Origin of the sequence: Pontixanthobacter gangjinensis (genome assembly GCF_009827545.1) — a bacterium.
Taxonomy (GTDB): Bacteria; Pseudomonadota; Alphaproteobacteria; order Sphingomonadales; family Sphingomonadaceae; genus Pontixanthobacter; species Pontixanthobacter gangjinensis.
Window position 1 is genome coordinate 1 of the sequence record NZ_WTYS01000001.1, and the last position, 14,652, is coordinate 14,652.

13 protein-coding genes are annotated in these 14,652 nt (G+C 54.0%); all 13 read right to left on the reverse strand.

Going from position 1 to position 14,652, the window contains the following annotated elements; genetic code table 11:
- Window positions 1–2,984, reverse strand: a 2,984-nt coding sequence (locus tag GRI36_RS00005) for a beta strand repeat-containing protein (protein ID WP_202392068.1), incomplete at its 3' end; no start/stop codon positions are given.
- Between the two features lie 547 nt (window positions 2,985–3,531).
- Window positions 3,532–4,449 (reverse strand): M23 family metallopeptidase, encoded by a 918-nt coding sequence (locus GRI36_RS00010; RefSeq protein ID WP_235902119.1) that lies wholly within the window; start codon window positions 4,447–4,449, stop codon window positions 3,532–3,534.
- Window positions 4,449–4,910, reverse strand: coding sequence for a prepilin peptidase (locus tag GRI36_RS00015; RefSeq protein WP_160596597.1), 462 nt, complete (start codon window positions 4,908–4,910; stop codon window positions 4,449–4,451). The genes GRI36_RS00010 and GRI36_RS00015 overlap by 1 nt, the downstream gene beginning before the upstream one ends.
- 10 nt (window positions 4,911–4,920) lie before the next feature.
- Window positions 4,921–5,703 (reverse strand): tetratricopeptide repeat protein, encoded by a 783-nt coding sequence (locus GRI36_RS00020; protein WP_160596598.1) that lies wholly within the window; start codon window positions 5,701–5,703, stop codon window positions 4,921–4,923.
- Window positions 5,704–5,706: 3 nt separating this feature from the next.
- Window positions 5,707–6,681 carry a type II secretion system F family protein gene (locus tag GRI36_RS00025; protein WP_160596599.1) on the reverse strand — a complete coding sequence of 325 codons (975 nt, stop codon included), beginning with the start codon at window positions 6,679–6,681 and terminating at the stop codon, window positions 5,707–5,709.
- 2 nt (window positions 6,682–6,683) lie between these two features.
- Window positions 6,684–7,685: a type II secretion system F family protein gene (locus GRI36_RS00030; RefSeq protein ID WP_160596600.1), complete on the reverse strand. Its 1,002-nt coding sequence runs from the start codon at window positions 7,683–7,685 to the stop codon at window positions 6,684–6,686.
- Between the two features lie 2 nt (window positions 7,686–7,687).
- Window positions 7,688–9,079: a CpaF family protein gene (locus tag GRI36_RS00035; protein WP_202392069.1), complete on the reverse strand. Its 1,392-nt coding sequence runs from the start codon at window positions 9,077–9,079 to the stop codon at window positions 7,688–7,690.
- Entirely contained in the window at window positions 9,076–10,257 is a 1,182-nt protein-coding gene (locus GRI36_RS00040) for an AAA family ATPase (RefSeq protein ID WP_160596602.1), read from the reverse strand. Before GRI36_RS00040 ends, GRI36_RS00035 begins: the two co-directional genes overlap by 4 nt.
- A 13-nt stretch (window positions 10,258–10,270) precedes the next feature.
- Window positions 10,271–10,900, reverse strand: coding sequence for a TadE/TadG family type IV pilus assembly protein (locus GRI36_RS00045; protein WP_160596603.1), 630 nt, complete (start codon window positions 10,898–10,900; stop codon window positions 10,271–10,273).
- A gap of 2 nt (window positions 10,901–10,902) precedes the next feature.
- Window positions 10,903–11,382, reverse strand: coding sequence for a TadE/TadG family type IV pilus assembly protein (locus GRI36_RS00050; protein WP_160596604.1), 480 nt, complete (start codon window positions 11,380–11,382; stop codon window positions 10,903–10,905).
- Window positions 11,383–11,396: 14 nt separating this feature from the next.
- Window positions 11,397–12,968 (reverse strand): pilus assembly protein TadG-related protein, encoded by a 1,572-nt coding sequence (locus GRI36_RS00055; protein ID WP_160596605.1) that lies wholly within the window; start codon window positions 12,966–12,968, stop codon window positions 11,397–11,399.
- A 27-nt stretch (window positions 12,969–12,995) separates the two neighbouring features.
- Entirely contained in the window at window positions 12,996–13,265 is a 270-nt protein-coding gene (locus GRI36_RS00060; RefSeq protein WP_160596606.1) for a hypothetical protein, read from the reverse strand.
- Window positions 13,255–14,652: a type II and III secretion system protein family protein gene (locus GRI36_RS00065; protein WP_160596607.1), complete on the reverse strand. Its 1,398-nt coding sequence runs from the start codon at window positions 14,650–14,652 to the stop codon at window positions 13,255–13,257. The genes GRI36_RS00060 and GRI36_RS00065 overlap by 11 nt, the downstream gene beginning before the upstream one ends.

Sequence of the window (14,652 nt, forward strand, 5' to 3'; positions counted from 1 at the left end):
GGGACATCATCAATAATATCGATCGTGATCGTGCCCGTCACACTGTTCCCGGAAGCATCGGTCGCCGTGTAGCCGTAGCTCTCCGCGCCAAGCTCTGTGTTCGTGCCATTATCGGCATCTGGGCTCGTGTCGAACGCAGACGTCAGCGTATAGCTGTAGCTGCCATCGGCATTCAGCGTCAGCGTCCCGTACGTATCACTACCGCTATCCAGCACATAGGTCACCGTACCCGTGCCCGCTACCGTCAGCTGGCCACTCGCCGTCTCGGCATTGCTCCCAGGCGTGCTGCCAACAGCGTCCAGCGCAGCCTCGTTCACAACCTGCGTATCGTTGTCAGGGGACAGCGTCACATCGGACACATCGATCGTCAACGTCGTCGTCGACAGATCGCCGTCACCATCTTCAATGGTGTAGACGAACACATCCACCGCATCAGCCGTGATCGCATCACCCCTCGAGGCATAGCTATACGTCCCGTCGGCACCCAGCGTCAGCGTCCCGTACAGACCGTTGATCACTGACCCCACATTGCCCGAAGCATCCGTCGTCGTATCGCCGCCCGATGCACGAACACCAACAACACCGCCAGCGGCTTCCGCGCCGTCAGCGCCGAACACATCCGCACTGTCCGTCAGTACATTACCGCCAACAATCGCGCCCTCGGTAACGCTGTTGGTGTCAGCATTCGCCGTCGGGACATCATCAATAATATCGATCGTCAATGTCGTACTTGCGCTGTCTCCGTCGCTATCTGTAACTATAAGCGAGAAGCTGTCACTTCCGGGGTCGGCCAGCGTATTATCCGAAAGAGTATAGCTGTAAGTATATGCACCAGCATTAAGAATGACCGTCAGCGACCCGTTGGCCGTCGTAACAGTCCCACCATTTGTAACGTTCACACCATTCACGGTCAGCGAAGCAACTGTATCGCCCGCTGTGGAGATTGAAATAGAACCAGTGGCGATCTCGCTATTGCTAGCCGCATCGGAACCGGCAGGTTCGCCAGGCCGAGCAGGCAACCCAGCTTCTTCAACTACATTACCACCCTGAAGGGCAATTGCTGGTGTGGAATCTGCCGCCAAAGTAATCGAAACAGTGGCAGTCGAAACATCTCCATCACCATCTGTAATGGTGTAATCGAAAGCTACTTCACCCTCTTCGCCCGGTGCGGGGTTGTAAGTGAAAGTACCATCTCCGTTATAAACGACAGACCCGCCACCGATTGTGCTGCCAGGAACCAACGCAATCTGGTCAAGTTGAATGCTGTCAGCACCGGGAATGTCGTTGGCAAAAGCGTCAACCGTTATCGATGCATCTTCCTCGGATTGCACGGCTGTGTCATCGATTGCTTCTGGAACGTCATCGACTACCGTAATGGTGAAGTCGTCAGTGTCGCTATCACCGTCAGTGTCGGTGACAGTTACTTCAAATGAAACGGTTGTATCGTCACCCGAAGTGTTATCGGTAAGTTCGAAAGTGTAATCCAGTGTGCCACCATCTGGATCGTAATCATCAATCGTTAAAGTACCCTCTGGTGTGACAATCACTTGTCCAGCACCGGTTATGACTACCCCATTGATCTCGACCGAGGCAACACCGTCGGGAGCTGAAAACGTAATAGTTCCACTAGTGGATTCAACAGGGGTCGCTTCTGCAGTTCCAGGTGCCTCATTCGGACGCTCTGGAAGGCCTGCCTCGTTAACGATCGTCCCCGCACCTGATTCCGGAACGGAAACTATTTGCACAGGCGCATCGCCGATTTCGATTGTGAGCGCTGATGTAGAGGTACTGCCATCACCGTCCGTAACGGTGTAACCAAAGGTCTCCGTCACGCCGCCAGGGGTGCCAGCGTCCCTCACATAGCTATAGCTGCCATCGGCATTAATGGTCAGGGTACCGTACATCCCCGCGACCGTCACTTCACCACCAGACACATCAACCGGATTTCCAGATCCGGACACAACCGATGTCACGGAACCACCATCAGCACCCAGGTTGTCAGCCCCCGCAACGCCGCTGGTTGTACCAATTCCCGTAATTACATTTCCGGTTTCAGGCCCGAACGTACCAGCCGCAACAAAATCTGTATCATCCAAAGTAATCGGCGCGTCATCAAGCACATTAATGATCAAGGATGCGGTCGCTTCATCGCCGTCAGTATCGCGAACGGTGATGGAGAAGAAACCATCCTCGGTTACGCCCAGCAAATTATCATCCAGCCTATAGCTAAAGCCTATCGAGCCTTCGCTAATACTGGTGATCGTCAACGTTCCATCGGGCGACGTAAACGTCTGACCTATAGCTGTAATCTCGACGCCGTTGATTAGAACTGCATCAGTGCCATCCGGCGATTCAAACTTGATCGTCCCAGCGGTGGTTTCACTATCGGATGCCGCTTCGGTGCCAGCTGGTTCGCCCGCCCGGGCAGGCAGGCCCGCTTCATCAACCTCAGCCGACGCATTGGTCGCGCCAACCGGGTTGTCCGGCGTGATCACCACAACTGTTGGCTCCTCATCTTCGACAGCGGGGATGACTTCCTCTTCCTCAGGCTGCGGAAATGCTAGCTCGGTGTACGGCAACAAATCACCAAGATCGAAAGCATCTTGTATCGGCCCAACGTCAGTCGCAAAATTTCCGCCAGAACTTTGTGGCGGACCAGCAGCTGGCTCAGGCTCATTTCCGACTATCAACGCAGCAAGGTTGAGCGGCGGAACCGCAACGCCGTCAACAATGATTTGCGGAACCCCGATCGCACCGTCGATAATCACGTAGACGGTGCCGTCGACTGCCTCAATTATGAGATCACGACCATCCGACTGGATTGTCTCAATCGCGACACCATTAGGCAGAGTGATTGTGTTGGATGCATCTGCGCGCAAGATAACTCTTGAGGCGCTTTGGCCTAGGTCAGTTGAAAGCGATGCCAGACTACCTGGAGTGTCATCGACTTGCGACCCAAACTGCTGTTGATCATCAAATTCCATGCTCGTCCATCCTAACTTTGCACCGCATCAAACGGAAACAAACGGATCACAGAACATCGACATTCAAAAAAGTTAGCGCCGAAAAGCCCTGGCGAACCAGGAGTTATGCTCTGCGACCTAGATATGTGTTGGGAGGCGCTTTTAATGAACCGCGTGTCAATGCGACTCGGCCTCCTTCTGAAGCAATTGGACCACCAATCAATTAAAGTTACAAGCTTGTTAACCTCAAAAATTTACCTTGAGCATTGATTTTACTCGATTTTACAAACCTATGGCAGGGTGATTTAATGGCGTTAGGCCATTGATATTATTAGGCAAAAAGTTCGGCATCCTGCCGAAAAATTGCGATTAGCGCTTTCGAAAATTTTTCATTGAAAACAGGCATTAATTGAAGTTTCTGATATAGAAAGTAACTTGACCAGCATGTCGGAAGGCGCCCGCAGGAGAAGCCCGCGTTATCGCACTACTAGCAGTCCAATACTGAGACGGCTCGAGAAGTTAAGCGATTGCCTGACAAGGAACAAGTCTACCAGTGTTTCTAAAAGTATTAGCTGCCGAAGGGATTGACTGCCCGTGCACCATGCCGAACTTCATAGTGAAGATGTGGCCCGGTCGACCTTCCGGTTGAACCAACATATCCGATAATTTCACCCTTTTTGACGATCTGCCCACCGGCAACAGCCACGCGCGACATATGGGCATACCGTGTTTCAACACCTCCGCCATGATCCAGCTCTACCGCGAGTCCATATCCACCAAACCACGAGGCGCTGGTCACAACTCCGCCTGATGTTGCAAATATCGGCGTTCCGGTTGGCGCCGCAAAATCGACTCCTGAGTGACGACGCTTCACTCCCGTAATCGGGTCGGTGCGAACTCCAAAGACGCTAGATATCCGCGCGCTAGAGATTGGTGATCCAGATGGCATCGTTCCTGAAAAATTGGCAGTAGGCCTCGCCGCGTTTCGCGAAAACCGAACAGTCTTAACGCTATCACGGTTGGCGGTGATCGCGTACCGCCTTGGACCTAGCTGCAGCCCCACCGCGCCAGATGAGACAGCGCCAATGGGTTGCTCAAGCCAAATTGGTGAACTGGGTATGTCAGCGGTTCCATCCGGTTCATCGAGAGAGAGATCTGAACCTACCGGCGCGCACTGACTCTCTTCGGCGTCGTCATGGCAGTCCATTGGCTCACCGGCCGCACTTGAGTGTAGACCGTCTACTGGTGGCTGCACCCTCATAGTTTGGTCGATTTGAACTGAGGAGTAGGCAGCAGTAATCAGGCTGGCCGGCTCGGCCAAAGTGATATTGGCCTCAGTCGCGTCCGGCTCCCGGTCTTCAATGGAATAAGCCCCCTCTACCAACCGTATTTGGGCCGTTGCTGCTCTTGGCACCAGCAACGCTGACGCGGCGATACAAATCACCAATTTGAAACGCCAGTCGTTCGCCATAACTTTGCCGGACATCACCAAAGCCCGGCCCGGAAGTGAACGAAACAAAAAGTCGCAAACGCTCCTGCAGAAATCGCGACTCCGTAGGGCACTGACCCCGCCCCCTTCTCCAAGCGTCCAAATTTACGCATGCCAAACATGACAAGCAGCAACAGGAGCCCCGAAAGAGAAATCATGAACATTAACCGAAAAAAGTCCGGCAATGCGAACCAAGCTGCCACGGCGGCATAAAACTTCCCATCACCGCCGCCCCAAAACCCCAAACCGAACAGTGCCATTCCGATCAAAAGGGCCACTCCAAAATGGGCAAGGTGGTAAAGCGATGGCTCCCATCCTGGACTGTTCACAGCCCAAGCCATGCCCAATAGAAACGTGATCGCGGAAACTAGGTTTGGTATCCTGCGCGATTTAATATCCGTCCATGACGCGAAAGCCAGTAGGCACGCGAATGGTAAAGCGGCGTAAAAGGGAGTCATAACCGCGCCATCATTTCAAGGGTGCATCCAACGCAATTCTGATGGGGTAAGATTTTATCGCAGGGCGATCTTGCACGGTTAGCCTATCGTTCCTCACTTTTGTGAGGTCGATTAAGACTGGGTATGCCGGACGATTGACCGCGATCATTGTCCCGGAAACTCGTTTGCGAAAAGATGAATCCTTCGGCACAGCGGGGACGCTGTCAGCTGATGCGGTTCTATCCACAATAGGCGCCGACGGGTCAAAAGCTGTCCTGATAAATATTTCGTGAACGGCGCGCCGTTGGGAAGTAGGCTGATCGCCGACGAGTTTGGTCATGATCGGACTTCTGGCTTTGTTGGTGATTTCAGGCTGCCGCTCAACCGCTCTTGCAATTTGAGGCGCTTGGCCTGGTAATGCCGCCAACTCTGCCCCACCTGAAATAGGTGCCGAAACTGCGTCCAGCCGGGCTAGGTTCCGCGCAAATCGCGCATCTGAAGGATCGTTTTTGATCGCCCTAGCAAACAATTCTCGCGCTACATCGCTTCGGCCGAGCATCGTGTACGCTACACCCATTCCGTTGAGCGCCTCCGCAGAATAACGCGGATCGTATGACCCTTGCCGAAATGCTTCGATTGCCAAGCTCGGGCGTCCTTCTTTCAAATGGCGCCGGCCAATTTCAACGCGCTGAGCAAAATAGTCCGCCATATCAACGCTGGCATTATTGGCTTGCCGTTTGCCAAACGGGTTAACAGTTCCACAACCGGCTAATGTAACGCTCAGAGCCCCGATAAGAATATACCGTAGTTTCATGATTCATCCTCCAGCCAAAATTGGAAAAACTTCGCGAACAACCCGGATGCCAGCCGGCAGCATTAATACCCCGATCATGACGGGCAGCATGAATACCACCAGTGGAATCGAAATGAGAACAGGCAGGCGATAAGCCTTTTCTTCTGCGCGCATCCGGCGCTTCTCACGCATCTCTGCTGCATAAACCCTAAGCGTGCTACCGAGGCTCGTACCCAATTTGTCGGACTGGATTAGCAGCGTCGCGAAAGAATTGATTTCGTCCACGCTGGCCGTGTCGGCCAGCTTGCGGAAGGCTTCTTGGCGCGACGAGCCCGCCCGCATCTGCAGCACCGCGACTGAAAGAAGTTCTGCGACTGCTGGATGCGCATTGACCATTTCCCTGCCGACACGGTCCATGGCCGCTTCGATACCGAGGCCCGCCTCGATACAAACCAGCATCAAGTCTAAGCAATCCGGAAAGCCGTTTACGATTGCTTCCGTGCGCCGGTCGGCCTTTGCACGAATGAAAAGGTTGGGAATATAAAGGCCAAGCAATCCGAGCACCGATCCAATCAAATAGATGCGGAAAAAACTTGGCGGGTCATCCGAAAATTGTAGCAGCAGGATAAAACTTGCTGGCAAAACGAAGATAAGAAGCAAGCGGATAAGCGTATAAACTCTGGATGCAGACGGGCTTGTATACCCCGCAGCCTTGAGCTGTTTCCGCAGTCGTTCATCCTTTGAATCCGCGAGGCTGAATCCGCTGTTTTCAATCCGTGTTGCCATCTTCGCCCAGGCGGTCTCGTTCTCCTTGGCGCGAAGCCCACTTGGGGCGACAGCAACGGATGTATCGGCCTCCAAAGCGGAAAGGTTTCGCCGTTCTGCCCTGTTTCTCGACACGACTGTCATGATAATGAAAGCGCCCGCCGCTATTAACGCGAACAGACCAACCAGGAAGGTTATGCGAACAGCAGAGCTAGTGGCCAAAAGTTCAATCATGATCAGACCTTTATGTCGACCATCTTGCGGATCGTGAGCAATCCGATCAAATACATGCCAATCAAGACCCCGAAGCCGATGATAAACGCCCGGTCTTGCGCGACTTCCAAATAGAAAGCCGGGTTAACTGCAAAGAGGCCCACAAATGCAGCAACAGGCAAAATACTCAGCATCCACCCGGTCATCCTGCCTTCTGAACTCAGCGCTCGGACCTTGCGATAAAGACTGGCCCTTGCCCGGATGACATCAGCAAGGTTTTCCAGAATCTCTGCTAGATTACCGCCAGTTTCATTTTGGACAGATAGTGAAACAACGAACATCCGGATATCTTCAAGATCCCACCGCTCAGCCATTCCGGCCAGTGAATCCGTCAGCTCTGCGCCGTAGGAAACTTCATCGGCTACCAATCCGAACTCGCTGCCGATCGGATCTTGCATTTCATTCGTAAGCAGCTCGATGGCCGACGCGACAGGGTGGCCTGCTCGCAAGGCGCGCACGAATACGTCCAGGCTTACCGGGAACTGGTCTTCAACGCGGCTTCGCCTTCGTTGGGCAATCATGCTCAAAATCATCACTGGCAGCATGATCGTGACACAAAATGCAATTGCGCCGATCATTAAAAATACGCCGACATTCAAGGCAAATCCGCTGGCAGCCACCAGCAGGCTAATCACGGCCAGCAATACGAAAAATCCAGCCGACATGATAAGCAACAATTGACGAAGGCTGATCGGCAGAGCTGCTGCCCTCAGCGATCGCTGCAAGCTGGCAAGCCTGCGCGCAATCCATTCGGGATACCGCGAAAAATCACCGCCTTCATGTTTCCTCAGGACGGCAACAATGTGCTCCCTAGTGCTGCCTTCGCTGATCATTCTAAGCCGGCGATTAACCGTGCTGAGATGCGACTTGCGGGCCCAAATGGAATTTAACACAAGTTGAGACAGGACGAATATCGACGCAAATATTGCTATCAAAACCGCAAGTCTGATGATTGTATCGACCATCTTCAGTCCATCACATAATCTGGCCGGAACAATTCCGCCGAAAGATTTATGCCAGCCGAGATCGCATGGCTCAGGAATTTGGGTCTGATGCCAGACGCTTCGAACTTGCCCTGGACCTGACCATTCTCGTCGCGACCGGTTATTTTGAAGCGGAAAATCTCCTGCATGGTAATGGTTTCCCCTTCCATGCCGGTAATTTCCGATAGGCTCACAACTTTACGGCGACCATCCGACAACCGGCTGACTTGGACCACAACGTTAATCGCAGCAGCAATCTGAGCCCGGGCAGAACGGGCTGGCATATCAATTCCGCTCATACCGATCATTTGCTCGATCCGAGACAAGGCGTCTCGCGGAGTATTTGCGTGAACGGTGGTCATCGAGCCATCGTGACCGGTGTTCATCGCCTGAAGCATGTCGAATGCTTCGCCAGCACGCACTTCGCCAACGATGATGCGATCGGGCCTCATGCGCAGCGCGTTTTTCACCAGGTCCCGCTGGCCCACCTCGCCCTTGCCCTCAATGTTGGCTGGCCTTGTTTCCAGCCGCGCGACATGGCTTTGTTGCAATTGCAATTCGGCACTATCTTCGATTGTAACAATCCGCTCCGCCTCATCAATGAACGATGACATCGCGTTAAGCAGCGTCGTTTTGCCCGAGCCTGTACCGCCGGAAATCAATACGTTTCGCCGAGACTGGACCACTGCGCTCAACACATCCGCCATTGCGCGCGGCATGCTTTCCAGTTCGACCAGCCGCTCAATCCCGATGCGTTTCTTCGCAAATTTACGAATGGACAGGAGCGAGCCATCTACCGCTAGCGGAGCGACGATCGCGTTGACACGTGAACCATCGGCCAACCGCGCATCCACAAATGGCGATGACTCATCAACGCGGCGCCCAACAGCGCTCACAATCTTCTGGATGATGCGCATGAGATGCCTATCGTCCTTGAAAGTGGTATCAGCACGTTCAAGCAAACCATCGCGCTCTATGAAAACAATCTTCGGACCGTTTACCAGAATGTCTGTGATGCTCTCGTCCTGGAGCAAAGGCTCTAACGGCCCCAGCCCCAACAATTCGTCCAAGACGTCATCGACGAGCGCTTCGCGCTCACCCCGGTTCAAGGTCTGACGCTGTTGTGTCAGCATCTCGTTGATGATGACTGCAACTTCGCTTCGAATCGAAGCCCTAGGCATCTTGTCAAGCGCGCTCAAATTAATCCGATCCAGCAATTCGCGGTGGATTGAGATCTTTAAAGCGAGTTCATTTGGTTCACTTTCAGCGCGGTCTTGTGTAGCGGAGGGGGAGGCTTCGGGTTCCGAAACAATTTCCGGCTCTTCAATCAGCTCAGGCTCGCTGGTTTCTGCCGCACGTTTGACCGACCACTTCATGAACATGCCTCATGGTCTTTAGGAAAAAATTCTGCGGCCAAGGATTCAATCGCTCGAACGAATGGGGCGCGGCTGTCGACTTGGCCAAGCAACATCGCTTCGTCTTGCGCCGTTTGAAGGTTTGATTTCTGCAGTGGAATGCTGGCAATTACTTCACGGTGCAGAGTATCTGAAACCTCATCGGTTCCGATAACCTTGAACATCCGCTTTTCTACGCGATTCACAACAATTTTTACGTCAGCGGGCGCAAACTCGACACTCTCCAGCAAACCAAGGCTCTTTTTCGTGCGGCGTAAACAGCGAATGGTTTGTTCCACCACCATCAACAATTGATCGCATGAACACGCTGCCGAAAGCGCCCATGATGTCCAATCGCTCGGCAAGTCGAGCAGGACAAAATCAAATTCCTTGCGGGCCATTGTGAGCAGCCGCAAAAGGCGATCGGTATCCACCATCTCAGGCGGGGTGATGTCTGACGGGGCCGATATGGCAAAAACATTCGGTCCAAAAGCCAAGGCGCTGTCACGCAGAATGTCCCGGTCGAGCCTGTCACCAGCGCTAATCAGATCTACGACATTAGTTACCGGATCCAGTCCAAAAAGGCTTGCCACCTCACCAAACTGTAGGTCGAGATCGATGATGCAATACCGCAAATCTGGCCTTGCATCAGCCATTGCCGCAACAAGGTGAGTGGCAATGGTTGTGGCACCGCAGCCGCCGGATGAGTGAAGCACGCCGATCATCGGACACAAATCTGCATCTGTATGGGTCCGGGTGCTGCCCAAATCCATTATCGACGCAAAAAGTTCTTCCGTATCAAAAGGCAGCGAGACAACGTCGTTGACCCCCCTCCTGATCAGGGTGCGCACCGTCGCTACATCCATCTCGTTAATCGCAGCAATCAGCAATATGTCCGGCCGGTCTTGTTTGATCCGCGATATCCGGGCTAATGATTCCGGCTCGTTCGGATTTATTTCAACCACCAACAGATCTACGTTGGCAAGCTCGCCTGCGGGTATGGGACTTGCGGGAGCAAGTGGGCAGATGGCAAACTCTCTTCCGAAACGATCCATCATTTGTCCGTGCAAGGGCTCAACATAGCTGCTGCTGGCGACAATGGTCGTGCTGAAAGCAAGGCTAGAACCTTGTTCTTTGGATATGGTGAGTTGGTTGGTCATTGCTGGTTTCATCCTAGCTCGACACCGATCCCTGACCGTCTTCCAGCGTCAAAGAATAGGAGAAGTCCGGCAAAGGAACTTGCCCGCCCAAAGGTGAAAGGACGATCGAAGAATAGTTCACGTTATTTACTCGTACGGTCACGATTGGAGCGATTTCTGGCTTGTTGGGGTCACCGGCGAAACCGATCCCGGACCCCCGATATTCGACAGAGACACTGCCATCTGGAATGCGGGGTTGAAATTGGCGCATACGGGCGACCAGCGCGTCATAATCGGCACTGTCTGCTGGCGACAGTGAACCGCTCGGGCACGTACCCGCACTAGAATCGCAAGTGCACACCGCGCCGGTGCAAATGACTGCGCCTAACGCCTCGCCGCAAATGCGATCGCTGGCAGCCAAAACTTGGCCATTATCGCAGGTGAAACCAATGTATGTTTGCGTCGAAAGGGCGGGCGACAACACGTTGGTCACGACTGCATAGCGTGCGCCCATCTGGGTAGCTTTTTCATACTCGTTAAGCGTCCAAGCGTACACGCCAACATCGATGACGCCGAACATCATCAGCAGTGCCAATGGCAATATCATCGCGAATTCTGCCGCTGTTGTTGCGCGTGTATCTTTGGAGAAGCGCCTGATCATCATCGCTAAATCCCCATGACCGCAGCGCTTGATTGCGCGGACAGGCGATAATTGCTGTCGAGAAAACCCAACGCTGCCAGAATGGAGGGATATGTGACCATGCCGGAAGATATCGAGACCATTGGCCCCGCCGCGCCAAGGTCGGAATAGATGCCCGTATCGACAAATGCCTGGCAGCCGATTGTGACATCCACATCGTTCGGACTCCAACCAGGGACTTTCGGCAATCCGCCAGCTGCAATCTGGCCTGTCGCGGTAACGTTCTGAATCTCGTCCTCGAGCGCAGCCGACATCACAGCCGTACCGCCATTACAAAGATCCTCGACCTCAATCCGAGTGGCAAAGCGCGCTCCATCGCGCACAGCCTTCACCAGCTTGTGCTGGGTCCAGAAGAAATGCCCGGCCTCCATTCCGCCAAACATCAACGCGAACATAATCGGTAATGCGAGCACGAATTCAATCGAGGCTGTGCCTTTGCGGTTCATGATAAAGCGCCGGATCATCGCAGCAGCACCGGCTTGTTACGGCCATAATATTGGAAAGCTGACCCGCCATCAGGCCGCCTTGCGGGGCCGATGACTTCGGTCATTATCTCGCCTGAATTTGTACCGGTAGTCTTACTGTAATCAACCAGAAACAGATCAGCGAACCGTAACACGTCGAGCTTGTCCCGCCCGTTCAACCCGGTGCAATCCACCGATGCAACCGTCATGATCCGCCGATCTTTCTGCGACGCGCTGGGCACGACTGGGGGCTCGGTAACTGCTTGAGGATAGGAACAATAAATGGCTGATTTATTGCTGCCACCTGTTCCTTGCTTATAACCCAATTTACGGACAGCGAGACGTGACGACTTGGCGGCCAGTTCCCACTGAAACACGCCGAAGCGCGATCCATCGCCCGAAACGCTCATCAGATCTGCCGCGCCATGATTCCTGTTCATATAGGCTTGGCCGGACCAGTCCCCATCGCCAATGGTCGAACAACTGCCGGAAATCATGCAATTGTCGCGAGTGTAGCCCGGAACTGTGTTGTTATTTGTACTGGTCATTTCCGCCAGCGCATCAGCCAGCGACATTTCGCTGCCTCTGGCGTTGTTGCCGCTTCCTATGCCAGATGCGCAGGCAGTAGCGGTTGGGTTGGCGGAACCGTTGCCAGGAATCTCTTGCTTATAAACAACTGTCGTAACGGTATTTTCGGATGGGCAAAAATCGCCATTCGTAGTGTTACAGCCCGGCATTGCGGGGCCGTACATATCGAAGCGCGTATTCAGGGCGCGAGATTCGACCGCGACAAATCCGGGTTCGGATTCAATGCCGGATGATGCGACGCACGTATCCAGTTCGTTGTTCTTGCCCAGTTCGCGGTTCGGGTTGCCCGTGTCGCGGTCGTTCTTCACGCTGCCATCGGGATCAAGAAAGCCGAAATTGCCCGGAGTGAACGCATCGGTTGCATTGGGTAGAACGCGCAGACGGAAACCTTTGCCCTTGTCCGCTTCGGTCGGGAAATCGCGGGTTGGCGCGCAGACAAACATCTTCGGTGCCTTGCAGACCGATGCTTCCAGCCCAGCCACCGCATTGGCTTCGATGTTGGGCGAACGAATAACGCCTGTGAGCGCGGTCAATGCATATTTGGCGTAACGGCCATTGACTATAACCCGCACCACGCGTGCATCTTCCGCATCATCATCGTTTGTAACCTGGCTCCCGAATGTGTCGGTGGCGCGGTCGTAATCTTCATAAAATTCGAAGGTCAGGCCCGTTATCGGACGGCCGTCTCCATCATTGGACAGCTTGGTTTCGTTGACCCAGGCGCTATCCGCGGATGCTAGATAGTTATTCGCTGCATCACGCGCGCGGACCATTGCTCCATCATTGCCAGTAAGCTGCGTCGCGGCGGCCAGCGCAGCCTGATCGGCGGCGTTTTGCAACTCGCTATCCATGGTCATCAACCGGCTGTAATCCCAGCCAACGCCCGCAACGGTGATCAGTCCGAACAGGGCAATCGCATACATCGGTCCAACCGCCGCGCTATTATCGCGCAGAAATCGAGATGTGATGCTCCTGTTCATCGGTCCTATCCAATCATCCTGTCTCTGTTACCCGGGTGTGTCTGTGCTGCTGGTTTTGTCTGGCTGCTTCACCTTGTCTTCGCGGTATCGTTCGGCAGCATCGGCGGCGTGTTCTGCGCTCGTTTCCATCTCTTCGTCATAAACTGGTTCCGGATTGACGATCATGGCCGCGTAGGTCTGGCGGTTTGCCTCTCCGAACGCTTCGGTGTCATATTTGCCTTCGACTGTGCCGTATGTCGCGCAGCCGCCCAACATTACTGTGGCTGCCAAAAGGAGAAGGGGTCGATCAATATTCATAGTCACTTCCTTCTGGTGCAGGAGTGGCCGCCGGGGCGGATGGTGCCAGCTGCCGGGGCCTGTAATCTTCCCCGTTCAATAGCGTGTCGAGTACATCGGGATCTGCCACGCGATCCGTTGGCAGGCGCACCTGATCGGGCCGGATTGGTTTGACCAAACGCGGCGTCACAATGATCAGTAGCTCGGTTTCGCTTTTCTGGAACTTGGTAGACCGGAACAGCGAGCCTAAAATCGGGATCGAGCCGAGCAGCGGAACCTGATTCACATTGGTCTGGAAATCCGAACGGATCAGACCAGCCAACACAAAGCTTTCGCCATCGCGCAATTCCAGCGTCGTGCTGGCACGCCGCGTCTGCAGTCCTGGGACTGTCAGGCCATTGATGGTTATGGAAGCGGACGGGTCGATCGAACTGACTTCGGGCTCGACGATCAAATTGATAACGCCATTACCCAATACCGTCGGCGTGAAAGCCAGGCTGACGCCAAACGGCTTGAATTCAACGGTGATTGCGTTCGCGCCGCCGGCACCAGCACCGCCTTGAGACACCGGTACAGGAAATTCGCCGCCAGCGAGGAAGGATGCTTTCTCGCCAGAAAGCGCCACCAATGTTGGCTCAGCCAGCGTTTTCGAAAGACCTTTGCGCTCCAAAGTATTCAAAAATGCCTCAATGTTGAGGTCACCGATGTTGAAGATGGTGCTAAAAATGCCGAAATTATCAAGGATCGGATCAATACCGAGTTCCGTAGCACCGTTGCTCCCTGCAGTGGCAGAGGCACCATTGCCAAGTGCACCACCGAATTTGCTGCCATTGCCAAAACCGCTAACGCCAAGCTGTTCCCCAACGGTGCGATCAACTTCGGCAAAGCGGACTTCCAGCATGACCTGCTGGCTGCCGCCGAGCGACATCATATTGATGACATTTTCCCCGGCATAGGCGGTGGCCAATTGTGCCGCCCGATTTGCCACACCCACATCGCTGACCAATCCGGTTAGCATCAGCTTGCCATTGGTCAGGCTGGCCTCAATCTGTTCGGTGGGGAACATCTCGGTCAGCTTGGAGCGGAGCGCCTCGGTATCGGGTCCGACTGAAATATCCATTACCGCGATCACACGATTGGAACGATCATACAATGTCAGGCTGGTTGTTCCCAAGGCCTTGCCCAAAACATAAACCGAACGGTCTGATACGGGCAGCACATCGGCAACTTCATCATTGCCAATCATCGCCCGATCAATCGGACGATCTGCGGTGATGATCTGGCTCTTATTAATGGGTATCTCAAGTTCGCCAGCATGAATGTTGGCGCTGGAATATTGGGCCTGAGCGGGAGCGGCAGCGACAGCCAAAGACAGTGCAAGCGCAGAAGCTAGTGTCCGGAAAATCAT